The organism is Photobacterium sp. HL06, from assembly GCF_059552575.1.
Genome location: NZ_CM183915.1, coordinates 882,423 through 901,978, shown reverse-complemented (window position 1 = coordinate 901,978; position 19,556 = coordinate 882,423). Strand labels below are relative to the sequence as shown.

Here is a 19,556-nt window from a genome sequence, read left to right as displayed (position 1 = left end):
CAAACAAACCCCATCGAGGGTTTGTTTGCCACCTTCCTCTGCCAATCCCCTGGTCGCTAGATTAGCTAACGAATAAAACCGATTTGTAACCTCTTCACATAGTTAAGCCTTCCTTTGGTTCGGTCTTTGAGTTGATGTGGGTCGACCCGGTGTAATTGTGTAATATACTCCTTGTTATAGCCGTCGCGGAGAGAGAGCTTGCATCCTATCGATTTATCAATGTTACAGTCGGCTGATGTTCAGTCGGCGATATATCAGCAGCTTGAAAATATAACCAACAGTGACACTTTCCAGAATGCTCCAAGGATGTGTGACTTGCTTCGTTATGTCGTAAAAGAAGAGATAGAGGGGCGCAGTGATCGGCTCAAGCAGTTTACTATTGCTGTCGAAGTGTTTGGACGCGATCAAAGTTTTGATTCCCAGTCTGATCCTATCGTGCGTGTTCAGATGGGGCGATTACGCCGGGCTTTAGAGACTTATTATTTAACCTTGGGTAAAGACGATGCGGTAATATTTGATATCCCCAAGGGTTCCTATGCCATCCGTTTTTTGAAAGCTGAAACGAATGAGATAGATGAGAAATTAGGAGAGGCCCCCAAAGCGGGACAATTTGGCCAAGTGCCGAAGATTGGGGTACTTCCTTTTACTTGTAATGCCAGCGATCCTGAACTGGTGTTATTGTGCGGCGGGCTCAGTGACGAGATTAGCCTTGAACTGAGCCGTTTTGATAATCTGAATGTTGTCTCCAACCTGGCACAGAACGAGGGGTATTTCCAAGATAGGCAGGATGAGACATTGTTTATCGTGTCTGGAAATATTCGTCAGTTGGGCGAGCGGGTGAGGGTCCATGCCTTGCTGCAACGCAGCGATACCAGGCAGCAAATCTGGGCCGAGCGCTATGATTTTGTTTACCAGGAACATGACTTATTTACGATGCTGGATGAAGTGATCAGCTCTGTTGTCGGTGAGATCGCAAGTACTTTCGGGGTTATACACCGTCATCTTTATAAGCTTCATATTACTAACGAGAATGCGTTGTGCCTGCCAAATTACTATCAGGCTAGCCTTAAATATCGTCATTATTTGATGGCACTCACCAAGGACACTTTCAATAGTGCTTTGTCATGCGCCCAACAAGCCTATCGGAATGAACCTGAACATGCCGGAATTTCGACGATCTTAGCTGTTTTATATCTTGATGCGTTTACGTTAGGCATCGAAGATATTCCGAACGCCAGGGAAACGGCTATTCAATATGCCAATAAGGCCATTGAAATGGAGCCTAACCGGCAAGGGACTGCGATGATGCAGGCTCTGTTGTATCAGGCAGAAGCTGATAGAGACGGTGTAATAACCAGTGCTGAACGTGTGGTTGAGCTGAACCCCAATAATGCTTACATGGTTGGGCTGGCCGGGCAGCTTTTATGCCTGGCAGGCAAATTTGAACGCGGTATGGCGTTGATGTCTCAGTCAATGCGGCTTAATGCATACCAGCCAGCCTGGTTTAATTTGGCTCATTATCTGTTTTACTTTAAGCGCGGTGAATTTGACGTCGCGCTTAAACAGCTGGATCAGTTTTCTCATACTGAGCTGTTTTGGTCCCCGTTGCTAAGGGCCGCTGCGCTACAGCGACAAGGCTTGGTTCAAGAAGCTAAATTGGCCTATCACCAAGTATTGGCCCTTTGTCCTGACTTTGATCAGACTGCAGACCAACGGATCAGCAGTTACGTTGTGGCTCCCGATCTGTCAGAGATGCTGATTATTGCATTAAAAGAGATTCGAAATAGTTAAGGATGCAAAACCACGCCAGAATACACTTCTGGTGTGTTGTTTCTATGTTCGAGCATTGATGCCACCTCCCATGCATTTTTCTTCAATATTGTCTTAACAGATTCTTCGCCTGTTACTGGGATACAAACCGTAACACACTATCCGTACCTCCCCATTTCTCGCAATACTTGTTTGTACCGACAGGAGGAAGTGACCTTCTGTCTTCAACGATTGCTTTCAGTATGGAGATACGACAAATGCCTGAAGTAAAAAAATGGCCAGCCATCGAACCGGATCGCGTTGCTAACTACAAGCATATCTGGGAAAACGTTTCAGCAGCCGACAATCTTCCTGCTGATGTTGCGGCTTATCTTGCTCGGGTGAAAGAGCAGGGAAACGGAAAAGGGATTGAGCAGCTCAGTTTTATCAACAAGGATTATTTGGGCTTTTATCAAGCTCCATTTTCTCAAGATGTTGATAATGCCGATCTGGTTATTTATGGGATGGGGATTGAGAAATGCTCACCAACAGGTTCTTCTCATAAATTTGCCCCGCAGCGTTTACGCCATCTCAGCAAAATGGGGATGGGGACTGTCGGTGACAACGGCGAAATTCCTTTCGAGCAGTGCAGGATCATCGACTACGGAAACTGGGATTGTCTTGGTCAGTTTGAGCTTAAAGCTGAGGTTGAGCAGCTCACAGAACTGATGACAAATTTAGTAGTTGAAAAACAACTGACCCCATTAGTATTTGGTGGCGACCATACAATTCCGTACCCAACGATGAGAGCTTTAGCCGAGCGCTATGGCCCGCTGCGTGTGATTCATTTTGATGCCCACTATGATCTGTCAACCCGCGCAGATTTCGATTATCCCTATACCTCTGGTCATTGGCTACCTAAGTTGTATTCAGAAGGCCATGCCGATCCTGAACGTACGGTACAAGTTGGCGTACGCGGACGCCAGACGGCGATGGTAAAAGGGAATCATATAGCCTTTGGCACAACAGCATTTACTTCCAATGAGGTCTGGGATCATGGTGTTCAACCTGTGATTGATAAGATCCTGGAACTCTGTGGTGATGGTGGCCCAACGTATCTGACCTTTGATTTAGACGCGTTAGATACGGCTTATTGCCGAGCCAATTCAAGCCCCGATCCATTTGGTCTGACACATTTTCAAGTGTATGAAATCATTCGTAAGGTAAAAGAGTCAGGCAAGGTTCATCTGGTGGGGGCTGATATTGCCGAGTACACGCCAGATACTGACCCAACAGATAAAGACGGCATCATTGCTGCTGGTTTTGGCTGGGAGCTATTGTGCTGGCTGGCCGATGAAAAACAAAAAGAGAATGGTGAAAACCGACCTACAGTCTGGCCACAGGCTTTTGGCTCAGTTTCACTCTAAGCCTATATAAAGATAAAGCCCGTATTCTGCGGGCTTTTCCAAGAAAAACCTGTTCTCCGCCGCCACAAGTACGAATGCCAAAGCTTAATTCCTTATACCCAGAAGTCACAAATTGCTAACGAGAGGAAAGTGAAATGTTTGAGCCTAAACGGATTGAAATTGCGCCTGAGAAGTTAGAATTATACAAAGATATATATTGGAACAAATCTGACGCTGATTATTATATCAATGATGACATTACACCGATGCAGCAGCGTATGTCAGAACAAGGCGTTGAAGCGTATAGCCTACTGGGCAAACAACATGTAGGAGCTTACGGTGCGCCTTATATAAACACTGTTGAGGGCGCAGATATTGTTATGTATGGTCTGACCGTCGATAAGTGTTCACCGAATGCTGGCGCGCATAAATTTGGCCCGGCCGCTATCCGTGACGCATCTAAAACCGGAATGGGGATGATGCATCAGGATGGCACCATGCCGTTTGAGCTGTGCAATATCATTGATTATGGTAACTGGGACGGTTTGGGCCAGTTTAACCTTGATGAAGAGATGCGTGCTATTCAGAAAGTTGTTGATGATATGGTGATCAACCATAACTGTACGCCTTTCTTTTTTGGCGGTGATCACACGGTAGCTTATCCAGCCCCTGCAGCTTTAGCTAAGGTTCATGGTCCAGTGTCACTGATCCATATCGACGGTCACTTTGATCTGCTAACCCGTAAAGATTTCGACTACGAGTCTTATTCTGGTAACTGGTACTGCCGGCTCGCTTCAGAAGGTGCCATTGATCCTACATCAAGCATCAGTTTAGGGATGCGAGGTCGCTGGTGTGCCACTCAACAAGGTAAAGCAAAAGCGATTGGGGGTAACTTCTACCTGGCTGATGAGATTTATGATTTGGGGGTTGATTATATCGTCGACCAGATCTTAGAAAAACAAGGCGATGGCCGTCCTGTTTATCTTACTTTCGATCTCGATGGATTAGATCTTCTCGATCATAGTGCTAATTCAAGCCCTGATCCTTTCGGCGTGTCTGCACGCATGTACTATGATATTTTCCGTAAGTTGCGTGCCAGCAAGCGTATTAACCTGGTCGGCGCCGACATTGCTGAGTTTGCCCCCCAGAAAAATAGTGATGAAAAAGATGCACTATTAACCGCGGCATTTGGCTGGGAGCTATTGGTTTGGCTGGCTGAGTGTCGCCATATTCGCGAAGGTATCAAGCGTCCAACCCATTGGCCAATGAACTTTGGCAGGAACATTGAGTTCTAGGGTGTCCTTTCACTCATATTCAGTACAATATGAAGGCAGCCACTGAGCTGCCTTTTTACGATCTTTCTCTTCCCTCTTGCCATCACAACAATTCTGCGCCACCAAGTTAACCAATCGTTCTTTACTTGGGTAACTGTTACCTGAGTTAACGGTTAGATACTCATAATCCGAACTTCAATTCATTAGATTGAATTCATGGTCTGTAGGTGTACTGCAGAACTCATTCATTCTTAAGAAGTATCGAGAGGGAATAACATGACGACGCAAAGTAGTCCAACGACGATGTTCGACAACGAGTATTTTCACTTCGTTGTATCAGAAGGCTGGAAACATGTTGGCGCATCACAACCGCATGCCGATGCGGTGGCTGATAACTTGCTACGAGCAGGCATGCAGGGAAAAATCTATCAGGGGCTGGGCGTCATTGAAGCGATTACTATCCCTTATGAAGCCGGTGTGTTGAATACTAAAGCTGAGCCAGAAATGGAGTCTGAAGGACCGACTTGGGCTGTTTTTAATGGTAACAAGTCATCTGGTCACTATACCGTGAAAATGATGGCTGAAAAAGCCATCGAGAAAGCGCGCGAGCATGGTATTGCTATCGTATATGGTCATAACCACTGTGATGCTGGCTCTTTCTCTTCTTACTCGCAAATGGCGATGGAAGCCGGCATGTTTGCAATGACCTCAAATAACTCAGTTCCGCTATCGGCACCATTCGGTGGTATGGACTTTGGTATTTCAGTTCCACCATTTGATGCCGCTTGTGTCGGTGGTGAAGAGCTGCCTCTCGTTACATCTGTGAAGTTGTGCGAAGGTTATGATGCCGATATTTCTGACGCTATTCTTAACGATCGTGATCTCAAGGCACCGCTACTTGTTGATCCGGAAACGGGAGAACTAACAGCGGATGCCCGTAAGTGGGGAGAGTTGATCCCTGGCTACGGTCGAGTTGCTGACTGTAAGGCACCTTGGAATTTTACCAATCCACGTCTTTATTCACTGAACTTGTGGAATGAAGCGATGACCGCCATCGTCAACCCGAAAGGGGTGATTTGTTCAGATCTCCCTGCAATGCCGTCGGATTACCTGAAAGAAGATGCGCCGTGTCCGGTTGGTGGTTCTTACATTCTGGTTATCGATCCTAGCCACTTTGGCCCAATCGAAGAAGTAAAACGTAAAAGCGACCGCTTTGTCCGTGCCATTAAAGAAAATCGTCCACGCAAAGGTTTTTCTGAGGTGTATATTCCTGACGAGTGGGGCTTGCGCGCAATGCGTGAAGGTAAAACCGAGCATGAAGTTATGGACTCTCATTGGGACGGATACAAAGCCTTCTTGGAACGTCATGGTTGTTGTATTGACGAAATCAATGCGCGCTGGGAATCTCTCGTTGGCCCTGAACGTGCGGCTGCGACTGTGCGTAATTAGTTTTTTAAAGTTGAGCCCTACTCTTAGGGCTCATTCCATATATAAATAAAAACGAATTCAAAATTATGAAAAAAATATTCTCCGCTTTATTTGTTATATCCAATATTGTGATGTCTAGTGCCTGGGCTGCAGATTACTCTGATGACATCCATAAAAATGATTATCAATGGTCACAATTCAATTTATGGCATGTTATCGATCAAAAGCCACATGGACCAGATGGGTTCAGTGATACTTTCCTCGAGGTAGAATTTGGTGGACGTTCAGGTTTTCTCGATTTGTATGGCTATGTTGATATATTTGATATTACAAATTCATCAAGCAGTGATATGCATGGTGAGCAAAATCTCTTCATGAAGTTGGCACCACGTTTTTCACTGGATGCACTGACAGGTCAAGATCTTTCCTTTGGTCCGGTAAAAGAAGTATATATTTCAAACCTCAACAATATCTCTGATCCAGCTTTTGATACATTAATTGGCCTTGGTGCTGACGTTGAAGTGCCAGTGTTAGGCAAAATGGGAATGAACCTGTATGCACGTCACTCAATTAATAATGCCTTTTTTACCGAGGAAGAAGGGAAATGGAATGGTTATCAATTTAGTATGAACTGGTTTACGCCATTTTACTTTTTCGATAACGGCAGCTTTATTTCTTACCAGGGTTATTTGGATTGGTTGTTCGATGTAGATACCTATGGAAATGAGTTTATTGCAAAACAAGGCGGTGTCATGTCCAATGGTATTTTCTGGCATTCAGAGCGTTACGCATTGGGCTACAGCCTAGACTATGTTAAAGATGGGTATCTTATTAAAGATTCAAAGGAATTTGAATCGACTGGTTTTACTCATTACTTTACAGCATCGTATAAATTCTAATCAGCTATCGAGTTGCTAAAAAAGAGGCACTGCTGTGTCTCTTTAACTTGCTGCGTTTAATTTTAATGTTACTTACATAAACAAAGCATTAAATATGAGGTTGTTGTATGCGCTTTTCCGTTGAACAGTTGGAAGCTTTTGTCGCATCAGCTGAGTGTGGTTCATTTTCAGCGGGGGCAAGGCATCTTGGTAAAGCACAGTCTGTAGTCAGTACAGCAGTGGCTAATCTAGAGATGGATTTGAATCTCAGCTTGTTTGAGCGAACAGGGCGCTCGCCAGTATTAACTATGCATGGGCAGGCGTTGCTGGTGAAAGCCAAGCGCATTCTTAATGAGTGTGGAATTTTGCTTGCTACGGCTGATGAATTTCAACGGGGTGTTGAGCAAAAGCTCACTCTAGCAGTGGAATCCATGGCGATGACTCAGGCCATGGCAGACAAACTTAAAGCATTCGAATTGGCATATCCGCAAGTCGAAGTTGAAATTTTGAGCGCGGGAGCGGGTGATGTGCTTCAGTTACTTGAAGAAGGAAGAGCTCAGTTTGCCGTCTTGCTCCAGTTAGATAAGCCTAAGCCATGCTTTGAGTTTTACGGTATCGGTACGTTAGAAATGTGGTGTATCTCTGCTGCTAGCCATCCGCTTGCGAAGATCAAAGCGCCAAGCTGGAGAGATTTGCAACAGCACCGACAGATCTTGCTTACTGGACGCTACGGGCAGGATCAGCATCGTTGGCAAGTGGCTGACTTGGTGTGGAAAACAGAGAATGTAATATCAGCCATGCAGCTAGTCAGTAGTGGAGTTGGTTGGACGGCGTTGCCTGCTGAAATGGTACGCGATGTCATAGAGTCCGGTATTCTTTCTAGGCTTTCACTGGACTTTGAGTCACAGCCCTGGCACCAGGGGGTTGATATAGCTTGGTCGACACAGCAAGCATTAGGGCCAGCGGGAAAAAATTTACTGCAGTTGTTAAAAGAAATAAAACTCTAGAATGGTCATATACCCAAGCTACCTCACTCCCAAGGGGCGAGTTTACTTGGCTTCTATGCGTTGTTACCGATTTTTAATTTAGAACCACTAGATTTTCTAATCGGCACCTAGCCTGCGCGGCCCGACCTAGTAGCAAAGTAATTCTCGCTGAAACGAGTATCTTGAGGTAGTTGGGTATATTCAATAAGGAAATTGAGATATGCCTCTTCAGGTGTAGGCATATCTCCTCTATAACAGATAACTGATTTTATTCAAATGTAGCTGTACTTTTAACTACGACGGATAATAACTCTCCTGAGTCGGTTTTACTTTGAGATGAAGAATTAAGCGTGCTTTTGGTGTTTTTAAGTCTTTCCATTAATGCGATTCTTTCTTTCTCAACGTCTGAAACTTGTTCTTTTTTAGTCTCTTGCATGTAAATTCAACCTAATAGCATGATGTATATTGTGTGGTGCCTGTTTTATTTAGATGTTATAACAAATTATTTTTCTGTCTGAAAGATGGCTAGTATCTGTTGTATAGATAGGTTAAATGTGGGGGTGTTTATAAGTTGTTCGATCCGTTAGTATTGAATTTCATATTAATGTATAGGTGAGGTTATGTCTGATTTTACTGAGCAGCAGTCGCTCAAATATTCAATGGTTGGTGCATTTGTTCTGTCGCTATGGGGGCTGGGAATGTCCATTTACTCACAGTCAGAAGCAATCTTGCTTGATGGAGCATTTAATTTAATTTCAGCCATTGTCGCCTTTTTTTCCATCCGGATTGCCCATCTTACATCAAAAGGAAGCGATCAAGAATTTCCGCTTGGGTATTACTCTTTCGAGTCGTTAATCGTGTTGATTAAGGGCATTTCCATGTTGGTATTAATTGTAATCGCAATCTCATCCAATTTACCTGTGTTGCTTTCAGGAGGCAGAGAGCCTGCTATTGAGCTAATGGCAATTTATGTATTTCCAGCTGTTGCTGGCTGTTTTATTCTTTATTACATTTGTTATTTAGGCTACAGAGCCAATCCATCTGATTTACTTAAAGCTGAAAAACAAGCATGGCTGATTAATGCTGTGATTTCTGGCGCTATTGGTCTAGCTCTTGTGATCGTCTTGTTGCTTGCATCAACATCATTGGCTTGGATATCTAGGTATATAGACCAAATCTTAGTGATCCTATTTAGTCTAGCCTTTATTGGTGAGCCGATAAAACTAGTAAGAGGTGGTGTGCGAGAATTGCTATTGGCCAGGCCAAGTGAAGAGTTTGTTGCACCGATCGAGAAAGAGATTGCTCTGTTAAGCTTAGAATACAAGCTCAATATCGTTGCTTTGGATATAATAAAAACAGGGCGACATACCTGGGTCACCATTATATTGAATCCGGAAGAAGATGAGATAAACGTGCGCAGATTCATGGAGCTGAAACAAAAGGCTAGGACGTTAATAAGTCGTCATTATACCGAGTCATATACTGAAATCATTATTGAGGCTATTGAACAAGAGTAATAAAGCTGTCTGATGTCAATCTAAGCACCGGGTGTCAAAATTATTGGCAGCCAGAATTGTAATATTCGATGAAGTTATTATATTTGTCAGGAAGTATGGTTAGATAGGAGTTGCTAGTTCTGTTAATACAGACTTAAAACAACAGCAATATGACTGGAGAGAAATATGAAGTAATTTAACGTTTATGGTCATCCCGATGTCTTCAGCTACTCTCTATTCCTAAAATCAAACAAATAACGAAGAAAAAATGAAGTCACTAGGATTTAAAAGAACAATAATAATATCGACAATAGTGTTAGTCACTGTGTGCTTATTCACATCGAACTGGCTCTACTATGTTTATATCAAAGATAGCACTATTCAAAAAATTAATGCCCAATCACAATCTATTGTTAAATATGAAGCCAGGAAAATTGAAAACTGGTTCCATAGTAAAGCCCTGGCTGTCGACTCATTAGCTTCTCATTATAAAAGTGGAAAAATTGACAACAACTATGTAGACATCGCAATGTTCTCTAAGGAAGCAAGCGATCTAACCGTCATCCTTTTCGGCTTTGATGATGGAAAAGCATATTCAACAGCAACTAGTAATAGTTGGATTGATGGTGTTGTGATCCCTGGCAAATATGATCCTCGCTCTCAGCCCTGGTATCAACAAGCAAGACAGTAAACGGTCTAGACGTTACTGATGTATATCTTGATGCAGGCACAAGAGAACCCGTTGTCTCTATTGTGGAAAACCTCGGGGACGGTGTGGTTCTAGGCAGCTTTACGTTATCTATCCTGGCTGAGACCCTGAAAGGTGTTGATTTCCCTGGCGCAGTGGCAGCAGTTTTTGACGAAACGGGAACAGCATTAGCTTCTAATTCATCAGTTTTAACTGTTGGAACCCGGCTAACCGACATTGGAATGGCTGATGTGCAGAGAGTAATGCTATCGCAAGACGAGAGCGATACAACGTATTCACTTGATGGTGTAGAAAAGCTATTTTTCACCCAGTCGATCGAGTTGGTGAATGGTAAAAAGTGGTATCTATCTATTGGCGTTGACAAAGCTGTAGCTTACGCTGCCGTTGATGGAACGTTGAGCGAAGAGATTACCTATTCCTTGATGATGGTATTCATTGCTGCGCTACTTATCATTGCTATATTAAATGCTCTCTATCGACCAATAGTGTTACTTAAAGACGTTGTATTTGACTTATCGAAAGGTGACGGTGATCTCACCCGTCGGCTACCAGTTACAAGCAGTGATGATTTGGGCCAAATCTCAGAAGGTATTAATACCTTTATCGACAACCTACAATCCCTGATGTTGGAAGTGTCACACTCTTCAGAGCATATTTCCCGCAGTGTTGAGCAGCTTAAACAGCAAACAGATGCAAACAACGAAGTATTAATAGCCCACACTACCGAGACAGAACAGATTGTTACCGCGATTGAAGAATTGAGCACTACAGCGAGTGATGTTGCGAACAACGCATCAGAAGCTTCACAATTCATCGAAAAAACAAATACGCAAGTATCAAAGTCGAAAGATGGTGTGACTGAAGCAACAAATACAGCCTCTCAAATGGTTGAGGAGGTTAAGAATACCTCTGCCCGTATCGCAGACATCGGCAAAGGTACTACGGAGATCACTAATGTACTGACAATCATTGGTGAAATTGCAGAGCAAACCAACTTGCTAGCATTGAATGCAGCCATAGAAGCCGCCCGTGCCGGAGATCAAGGTAGAGGTTTTGCCGTCGTCGCTGACGAAGTCAGGGCGCTTGCAGCTCGAACACAAACCAGCACTGCTGAAATCGAACAAACGTTGGCGAACCTGCGAGCAGGTTCAGGCGCAACAATTGACGCTATGGGGATCACCAAATCAACATGCGAGAAAACAGAAGAAAACGCCACCTTGATAGCAAAGGACTTGGATGCAGTCGACCAAGCTATGGGTCATATTAATGAGTTAAGTACACAGATAGCAACCGCTGCCGAGCAGCAGAGCTCTGTGACTAATGAAATCAGTCACAATATGACCGCTATTCGCGAAATCGTTGTTGAACTTACAACAAACGGAGAATCAACGACTAATGAAACCATCAACCTTGCAACGGCAAACAGCCAATTAAAATCTGTTATCAGAAAATTTAGGTTGGAATGAAGGGCTCTTTGACAAAAGAACATGAAAGTTAAGCCAACAGAGTGAATTGATAGAAATCACTAGCATCGTAATAACAGATTTATAGGAGTCATTATATGGTTGGAGAGCAGCGTGAAGTCACACTGAGGTTTTTGGCTGAGCCTGGCGATGTCAATTTTGGAGGCAAAGTCCATGGTGGTGCGGTAATGAAATGGATTGACTTAGCCGCGTATGCCTGTGCTGCTGGATGGAGCGGACGTTATTGTATTACAGCTTACGTTGGAGGGATCCAGTTTGTTGCCCCTATTAATGTTGGCAACCTGGTGGAAGTCAGCGCCAAGGTGATTTATACCGGTAGATCGTCAATGCATGTTGCGCTTGATGTTCAGGCTTGTGATCCTAAGTCTCTGGATTTAAGGCTAACGACTCACTGTATTGTAATTATGGTGGCTGTTGATGAATCAGGCCATCCTATTAGAGTACCTGAGTGGGTACCGAAGACTGAGGATGAGAAAAAAATGCATGCCTCGGCGGTTAGGTTAATGGATGTACGTAAAAACGTTGGTCAGGAAATGGAAGGGCATATAAAAGGGTAATAGTGTATTTTGTTAAGCATGATAATGAAGCCTCAGAAGAGATGCTGAGGCTTTGACCAAAAAGCTCCCAAAACAAAGAAACGACAGCAATGTGCTATACATTCCATCATGAAGGTCAGGTTATAACGCGTGAAATCAAAAAAGCTCGTGTGAGCACAAATAAGTCACACAGAACACCAATCCGAACTATTCTTTAATTCAGTTCATCAGATGGCTAACATAAGGATAATAAAGGAGTGTCATCATGGCTGAAAATGATAGAAACAACGTCATTTGGTCTGATTTCTCAAGCACCCTCTATGATATACCGAAAGAGAGCCATGCCAAACTCACCTATAGCTTTGATAAGCTTCATCCCCAGCTTAAGTGGATGTTGATTTGCATAATCCTAATACTGACGACATGTGGTGGTAAAAATGAAAAGCTTAGGGACAGTGAAGAAATTACGATACTAGAAAGAAAAGAAAATAGTCCTCCTACGGTAAGTTTGAATAGCAACAAATCGACGATCATTCACCAAGAGACACTCAAACTAATTGCTACAGCTAGCGACAGTGATGGCCAGATTTCTGCTGTTAAGTTTATGCTTGATGGTAACGAAATAGAGACACTTAAACAGCCTCCTTATGAAGTTGCGCTTAAACCGAATGTGGGAAGCCAAAGATTCAGTGCGATAGCTATCGATGATGTGGGTGCAAGCTCATTACGGGCTGAAACTAAGGTTGTTGTTGAGCCTATCAAATGGCGAAGAACAAATGGCGGTAATATGCTAAGTCTTGATGTCAAAAAAAAGCATCCTTATCTCTTTGTAGACACAAGATTAATTGATTTGATTTCATCGCCAGCTAAATATGAAGATTTGCAATTTATCGATAGCGTTATGAAAAGATACTATATCGATAATAATAAAGAAGATCCTTGTTCAAATGGGGGGGCTGACACTAGAGCATATATGGTATGCAAAGTGAGCCGTTATAGTAATTTCGGTGAGTTTTTTGATGCATCTATGTATTATGGCATTAAAGCTTATTTTAACAATACGCCAGAATCTGTAGAGTATGCGCGTGAATTCGCTCTCGCTACTATAGAATTTAATAGTAAAACTAGTGATAACAACCTGCGTGGAAAAACGTTTGGTGTATTAGGCATAATCTATGACTGGATATATGCACATTTAAATGAAGATGAAAAGAGCGCAATCCGTGAAGAAATAATAAAACAAATGGATTACTTGGAAAATCGATCACACTATTTCTCAAATCCATCATATACAGGAGGGCACAGCCGAAAAGCTAATATATACGCTTTGGCGGCCTTATTGGCTATATACCATGACATTCCTAACACTACTGCTGAATTTCAACAACGATATTATAATTACTTGGAAACAGTACTAAATAATTTCGAATCAGGCTATAACCCTTACTTATCATGGGTGTCGACCAATGGTGGTAATGAAAAAGACTGGAGTTATGGCATAAGTTATGGGTCTTTAGAAGCGCATCTAATATGGGAATATGCGACTAACGAGGATTCATGGTTTGAGAAATCACATGGTGACAGGTTTTTCATATACCTATATGGAATGCGAAACACCAATAACTATAGAAGTTATAGAGCAGGTGGTTATCATAACTTTCCTTATTATGGCGATACCTGGGCGACTAATTACAATCGACATAACCAAGGGCTCCCAATACTGATAGCTTTAACTTATTACAATAATGAGCATGCTAAGTGGCTTTATAAAACAATGCCGCAAGACCGCTCATACTGGGATCTGCTCTACTTAGAGTCTGATCTAACAAGAGTACCTAAAGCCATAAAATTACCTTTGTCGCGCCATTTTTACAACTCTGGGCAAGTAATCATTCGTGATTCATGGGAACCTTCAGAGAATACGTTAACAGTCTTTAAGTCCACTTCATTTTCTTCAATTAATCACCATCATAGGGATCAAAACTCTTTTACGATTTTTTATAAGGGGCCATTGGCAATAGATTCCGGTGGCTACAGCGTAATGGGAGGTTATGGAAGTAAACATTGGAGAAATTACTACACTCGTAGTGTGGCTCACAATACTATGTTGGTTTACGATAAAAATGAAAAATTCAGGATCAATCAGATAGATAACCTCTCCAACGATGGCGGACAAATTATCCGCGATTCTCATTACCCTACCTTAGAAGAGATGAAAGCAGGAGGTTCTAGTCATCTTGATGGTATTATAAATTTCCAGGAACATAAAGATTTCACCTATACTATGGGAGATGCAACAAAAGCGTACAAGAATAATAAAGTAGAACTGTTTCAACGTCATTTGGTTTCGTTACGTAATCACTCTGGCAGTCACCCTGTAGTTATCGTATATGATAAGGTGATTTCAAAAAATAAAGACTTTAAGAAAACATATTTACTACATAGTATTAATAAGCCTACTTTCATAGATAACAGCGAACAGGCATCTGACACGACCGATACAGTGAAGGTTTCTATTGATAGAGGAATGGACTCCAAAGATAAAGCAAGCCTTTATCAGCAAACATTATTGCCTACCATGAATCATATAAAAATTATTGGAGGGCCAGGTTATGAGTTTTGGGTTGATGATGATGGTCAATGCGTTGGTATAAAAGGTGATTGCATTCCTCAGGGGCGTAATTATATTGAGAAGAAAACGGGAGCCAATGAAAATAGCGCAAGTGCGCGAGTTCTGCGAGAAGCGGGTCAGTGGCGTGTAGAAGTCAGTCCGGTAAATCCTAGCTTAGATGACCGTTTTTTACATGTTCTTTCTGTTACCGATGATAACGGATCTGTTGTTGAAAAAGTGCAAGCTGATTATATTTCCTCTGAACATTTAGATGCTGTACTTGTAAGGGACAAGGATGATATTGAAAAAACATTAGTTGTCTTTGTAATAAGTAATGTTGATCTTGACCAAGTTCTTAATATCACAGCCGACAAGAGCTATCACAAATTACTGGTGATTGGTCTGCTTCCTTACACTCGCTATAGTGTCACTAATACAAAAGAGCAGGTACAGATTTCAGAAGATAAGTTGGGGAGATATCGCAGTACATCGGAAGGCACATTATATCTAGATGAAGAGGATGCGATGGAAGGCTTGGTTAATGTTTCTCCGAACGGAACGCATTGATAGGCAAGTAACTTTCGTTAAACCAATCAGCTGGGGATAGGGTGGCTGATTGTTTTCTGTTCACAGCATGACTTTAGGGCAGAGATAAATTTCTGCCCTCACTTATGACTGAGGCTTGGTGATCATCATGAGTTACCTTCATGAATATAGCTTCTCTTTCGGGTTATCGGAGACAAATATATCCCTAAATCCGCCGAGTAATGTCTGCATTGGATCTAACGCAGATAATGTATTGACCTCAATGACGACCGGACCATTATCGGTAAGCGCAATATCCCAGCCAACAAGATTAATGAGAACCAACTTTCTAGAAAAACTCAAAACTTCTTTCTTGATATCATCCCAGTTCTGAATTTGTAACTGGGAAAATTGGAAGCCAGTATCAGGGTGACAATAAAATTTTTCATCACCTAAGGCATATTGAGCATAGTCTGTTGCAGTTTTACCTGAGTTTTTATCAATCCCTATCGATATACCACCTGCAGAACCATTGTCTATCTGCATGCCTTTTATGCCCATTCGGCATGTTATTGCAACGATCTCGGTGTCACCATTTTTATCACGTTTCGTAACAACCCTTAATGTGTTAATGCTGTTGGGATAGACCTTATCTAAGTATTCATTCTGCTTTAACCCTGACTCAATGATGTAATCACCCTTTAATGAAGATAGGTATTTGAAATTTATGATATTTCCTTTAGCTTCGTAATGACCTTTCTCATTTTTAGTGCCAACAATGATGCCTTTACCACCTCGACCTTCGATTGGTTTAACAAAAATTCTATCACTTAAATTGTTTGACAATATTGTATCCGACTTGGAATCGTCTACAACATTACCTGATGTATCTAATAGAGTGCCTGCTTTCTTTATGAATATTGCCTCTGCTGTCGGAAGCCCTAAACCCTGAAGCATGGTGTGCATGATTATTTTATTTTCACAAAGCAACAATGCTTGCTTGATGCTATCAAATTCAGGGTGAAGCACTTTGTAATAGTAGTAACCAGGAATGTATGTCTTCATTTCATCGAGAGAGAGGTGGCAATCTTTTGAGTAAAAGTCATGTGCATAATATTGCATTGGGATGCAACCCCAGTAATTATGTAATTCGCGCAGCTCAGTCTTTATTTGATTTCTTGGCTTTTTGTTTGGACACGTTCTGTATCTTTTCATGTTCGCCTTATATTCGTCATTGCTTGTCGCAAAGTACATATAACGCGCATAATCAACAAGAAAGTGTTTAATACGGCTTAGATATTTCATAGATTGGTAGCTCCAATAATTTCACTAATTCTTTGATAATTCGATTGTTTTCTATAATGATCGGACGAAGATCTGGCAGAGTCTGAGTCCTTTATAATCAAAACGGCTTGATATATATCCATGAATGAAAACCTTGATATACTAATCTATGATTAAATTCGCAACTAACGATATCATTTGCCCGTAAGTACAACTTTCTATTGGGTCATCTTCCCTGTAAGGAGTAAATGCCCAAATACAACTATCTTGTTAACGACTAGTTGGGTCTGGTTTTTTTACCGGCCCACTAACTGGCTCGATGAGTAAAGCGTTCCAATGAAGATAAGCTGTTGTTTTACGTTTCGTTTCAATATCACAATATATACGCTTGGATTGTTCATTTGATATACATAAGCTTTCACTTAATTCACTCAATGATACATTGTGGTTATATCCCCATAATGCAATATCCATTTTGTCGTAGGGTAAAGAGAAATAAAATTCATCCTGCCCTTGATCCAAGCTATATGTATCGGTAGATGGTACTGCTTCACATATTTTTGAAGGTAAATCTAAATACCGAGCTAATGCATAGACTTGTGTTTTATAAAGATGAGCAATGGGTTTTATATCGGCGGCCCCATCTCCATTTTTAACAAAAAAACCCTGATCATATTCAAGACGATTTGGGGTACCAAGAACAGCATAATTTAAACGATCGGCATGAAAGTACTCTACTGTTTTTCGAATTCGTTGTTTATAATTGGTTGCAGCAACGATTTGCAAATATTCATTTAAGCCCATGCGCTCTTGCAATAAGTTTCCATCTGGATCTTGAACAATTAAGTTGAAATGATTGAATTGCCCATCTTGACTACCACTGATGGCTATTTTACATTTCCAATCACCAGCGTAATCAGGAAATATGCGACGAATGGCTTGATCACGTTGTTTATAACAGCCAATAGCCTCTAAGGTGGATGCAATATCAAAGTGCTCGTATTCAATGCCTAATTGCTCTGCGACCATTTTGCCAAGACGACTACTTTCACCTGACGAATCCTTTTCTGGTAAAAGTAGAGCAAATACTTTCTTGGGTCCAACAGCCTTGACAGCTAAAGCGGCACAAACTGAACTATCTACACCACCGGATAACGCTATAATATACCCCCTTTTATGCAAGTTACCTTTTAAACTAAGACGAAGTTGTTTTGAAATTTTGTCAACTTCCGCTGCTTCATCTAATTGTAGTTTTTCTCGAATATCCATGTTATCCCTCGACATTGTTTAAAATGGTCATTTAGTTAGTTTTTTACGTATTAGACCATTGCTTCAGAGATTTCTTGTCAATTTTACCATTAGTCGTTTTGCTCAATTCTGGCATAACGATGATTTCTTTGGGTACCATGTAATTTTCAAGATGCTGCATGCAATGTTTTTTTATATGTTGTTGCTCAAGTATTACATTTTCCTCAAATGACACAAAGGCTCGGATAAATTCACCCAATAGTTTATCTTCAACACCCACTACGGCTGCATCTTTGACACCAGCCATACTATGTAAGATGTTTTCTACTTCAACTGGGCTGACTTTTTCGCCACGAGTTTTGATGATGTCATCACTTCGACCGACGAAATAGAAAAAACCTTCTTCATCTTGATAAAATACGTCGCCTGTGCATAAGACACGTTCGCTGCTAAACTTACCGGGCTTTAATGTTTTGTTTGTTTGCTCAGGTTTATTCCAGTAACCCAACATCACATTAGGACCTCGAATATGTAGAATTCCTTGACCTTTTTTCCCTGACTCCAATATTTCACCTTCAGGAGTTAATAGAAACATTTCAGTGCCAGGTATTGGTTTTCCCACTGATGTTGGTTTCTTATCTACAAGTTCTGGTTCAAGATAACTTGCACGTTTGCATTCTGTTAATCCATACATTTTATAGATCAGTGCATTGGGGAAAATATCTTTCATAATAGGAATGAATTCAGCCGGTAGCGCTGCTGCAGTATTTGTAACTCGTGTGACATTTGGAAATAATAAAGGACTTCGCCCATGAGCTTCATTTATCATTGAGAATATTGTTGGAACCCCTGGGAAAACAGTAACTTGATTATTTACCATTGTTTGAAAAACTTGAGCTGGGTATAAAAATGAACGCTCTAATATTAATGTTGCGCCCATATATATCGACATCAATAATTGATAAAGCCCATAGTCAAAAGCTAAGGGTAATACACATAAAATGCGATCATCCTTTGATAACCTTAAGTACTCAGATATGCTTTCAAGCGCAAACACCATAGACTGATGTGAATGCATTACGCCTTTGGGATCGCCTGTGCTGCCTGAGGTGTAGATAAGTGCAGCTAAATCCAAGGTGATTGGTTGCTCATTCTCCAGCATATCAAGATCCGCTGGCTGAGACACAATGTTTTTAAAACGTACAAGTTCAGTATGTGCCTTGAGATCTCCACAGCAGATCACGGTCTGGAGATTTGTTGTTTCAGACAATGTAGGTAAAAATACTTTGTGCAAGGCGCTTTCGGTAATCAAGGCGGTGGCTTCGCTGTCTTTCAAAATATACAGCAACTTTTCTGTTTTTGTCTGTGGGTTTACTATTACAAACACTGCACCACAGAGCTGTACGGCATAAATGGATACAATACATTCCCATGTGTTATCCATATATAATACAACCCGATCATTTCGCTTTACACCGCTCGATAATAGATGGGCTGCGAGCCGTTGGCTTGCCTCAAGCAATTGCTGATACGTATAACTAACGTCATTAGCAATCACAGCAACTTTATCAGGTGAAGAATGTGTAGCAAATTTCAGACTGTCAGAAACAAGTCTATGCGTTCTGGGCTTAATCATAAGCATCGATACCTGTCAGAGTTATTGATACATTACTAATTATCCTTACTTTTTACCCTTGCTTCATCTCTACGAAGTTAACTATGTTCGCTACAGAATCAAGGTTATTTGGAACCATTTCTTCATCTTTTATTTTAATTCCGAATTGTTGCTCCAGAAAAAGTATGATCTCAAGAACGCCAGTTGAATCAATGATACCGTTCTCTAAAAATGAAGCATTACTATCTAGTTCTGCCTCATCGTCGGTAAACAGAAAATTTTCTAAAATATAGGTTCGGATGATAGAGCTAATTGTCATGACTGACC

The 19,556-nt window shown here is 41.6% G+C and carries 16 protein-coding genes; 11 read left to right on the top strand and 5 right to left on the bottom strand.

Annotated features, from left to right (window positions below):
• Positions 1 to 219: 219 nt before the first annotated feature.
• The 6 genes from AC51G0_RS22540 to AC51G0_RS22515 all read left to right on the top strand — a co-directional run bounded on the left by AC51G0_RS22540 (position 220) and on the right by AC51G0_RS22515 (position 7,742).
• Positions 220 to 1,791, top strand: a complete 1,572-nt coding sequence (locus tag AC51G0_RS22540) for a hypothetical protein (protein ID WP_496303891.1) — start codon at positions 220 to 222, stop codon at positions 1,789 to 1,791.
• A gap of 236 nt (positions 1,792 to 2,027) precedes the next feature.
• Positions 2,028 to 3,176 carry an arginase family protein gene (locus AC51G0_RS22535; protein WP_496303890.1) on the top strand — a complete coding sequence of 383 codons (1,149 nt, stop codon included), beginning with the start codon at positions 2,028 to 2,030 and terminating at the stop codon, positions 3,174 to 3,176.
• A 134-nt stretch (positions 3,177 to 3,310) separates the two neighbouring features.
• A complete protein-coding gene (locus AC51G0_RS22530; protein ID WP_496303889.1) occupies positions 3,311 to 4,450 on the top strand; it encodes an arginase family protein in 1,140 nt (379 codons plus the stop codon).
• Between the two features lie 255 nt (positions 4,451 to 4,705).
• Positions 4,706 to 5,878, top strand: a complete 1,173-nt coding sequence (locus tag AC51G0_RS22525; protein WP_496303888.1) for an Ldh family oxidoreductase — start codon at positions 4,706 to 4,708, stop codon at positions 5,876 to 5,878.
• A 65-nt stretch (positions 5,879 to 5,943) separates the two neighbouring features.
• On the top strand, positions 5,944 to 6,756 hold the full coding sequence (locus AC51G0_RS22520) for a nucleoside-specific channel-forming Tsx family protein (protein ID WP_496303887.1): 813 nt from the start codon (positions 5,944 to 5,946) through the stop codon (positions 6,754 to 6,756).
• A gap of 107 nt (positions 6,757 to 6,863) precedes the next feature.
• The gene (locus AC51G0_RS22515; RefSeq protein ID WP_496303886.1) at positions 6,864 to 7,742 is read left to right on the top strand and encodes a LysR family transcriptional regulator; all 879 of its coding nucleotides are present in this window, start codon (positions 6,864 to 6,866) and stop codon (positions 7,740 to 7,742) included.
• Between the two features lie 247 nt (positions 7,743 to 7,989).
• On the opposite strand, the gene AC51G0_RS22510 is transcribed toward AC51G0_RS22515, so the two are convergent.
• Complete coding sequence (locus tag AC51G0_RS22510) at positions 7,990 to 8,157, bottom strand: hypothetical protein (protein ID WP_496303885.1); 168 nt, start codon at positions 8,155 to 8,157, stop codon at positions 7,990 to 7,992.
• 184 nt (positions 8,158 to 8,341) lie between these two features.
• On the opposite strand from AC51G0_RS22510, the gene AC51G0_RS22505 reads away from it, so the two are divergent.
• From AC51G0_RS22505 to AC51G0_RS22485, 5 genes are all read left to right on the top strand, one after another.
• The gene (locus AC51G0_RS22505) at positions 8,342 to 9,238 is read left to right on the top strand and encodes a cation efflux transmembrane domain-containing protein (RefSeq protein WP_496303884.1); all 897 of its coding nucleotides are present in this window, start codon (positions 8,342 to 8,344) and stop codon (positions 9,236 to 9,238) included.
• A gap of 247 nt (positions 9,239 to 9,485) precedes the next feature.
• Positions 9,486 to 9,908, top strand: coding sequence for a hypothetical protein (locus tag AC51G0_RS22500; RefSeq protein WP_496303883.1), 423 nt, complete (start codon positions 9,486 to 9,488; stop codon positions 9,906 to 9,908).
• Positions 9,909 to 9,970: 62 nt separating this feature from the next.
• The gene (locus tag AC51G0_RS22495; RefSeq protein ID WP_496303882.1) at positions 9,971 to 11,392 is read left to right on the top strand and encodes a methyl-accepting chemotaxis protein; all 1,422 of its coding nucleotides are present in this window, start codon (positions 9,971 to 9,973) and stop codon (positions 11,390 to 11,392) included.
• A 95-nt stretch (positions 11,393 to 11,487) separates the two neighbouring features.
• Positions 11,488 to 11,967: an acyl-CoA thioesterase gene (locus AC51G0_RS22490; RefSeq protein ID WP_496303881.1), complete on the top strand. Its 480-nt coding sequence runs from the start codon at positions 11,488 to 11,490 to the stop codon at positions 11,965 to 11,967.
• Positions 11,968 to 12,211: 244 nt separating this feature from the next.
• Complete coding sequence (locus tag AC51G0_RS22485) at positions 12,212 to 15,124, top strand: heparinase II/III domain-containing protein (protein ID WP_496303879.1); 2,913 nt, start codon at positions 12,212 to 12,214, stop codon at positions 15,122 to 15,124.
• A 138-nt stretch (positions 15,125 to 15,262) separates the two neighbouring features.
• Here the strand turns inward: AC51G0_RS22485 and AC51G0_RS22480 are convergent, their stop codons facing one another.
• The 4 genes from AC51G0_RS22480 to AC51G0_RS22465 form a co-directional block, all read right to left on the bottom strand.
• Entirely contained in the window at positions 15,263 to 16,387 is a 1,125-nt protein-coding gene (locus tag AC51G0_RS22480; protein ID WP_496303878.1) for a sugar-transfer associated ATP-grasp domain-containing protein, read from the bottom strand.
• 249 nt (positions 16,388 to 16,636) lie between these two features.
• Positions 16,637 to 17,635: an NAD(+) synthase gene (nadE, locus tag AC51G0_RS22475; RefSeq protein WP_496303877.1), complete on the bottom strand. Its 999-nt coding sequence runs from the start codon at positions 17,633 to 17,635 to the stop codon at positions 16,637 to 16,639.
• A 43-nt stretch (positions 17,636 to 17,678) separates the two neighbouring features.
• Positions 17,679 to 19,250 (bottom strand): class I adenylate-forming enzyme family protein, encoded by a 1,572-nt coding sequence (locus AC51G0_RS22470; RefSeq protein ID WP_496303876.1) that lies wholly within the window; start codon positions 19,248 to 19,250, stop codon positions 17,679 to 17,681.
• 52 nt (positions 19,251 to 19,302) lie between these two features.
• On the bottom strand, positions 19,303 to 19,548 hold the full coding sequence (locus AC51G0_RS22465) for an acyl carrier protein (protein ID WP_496303875.1): 246 nt from the start codon (positions 19,546 to 19,548) through the stop codon (positions 19,303 to 19,305).
• Positions 19,549 to 19,556: the final 8 nt, after the last annotated feature.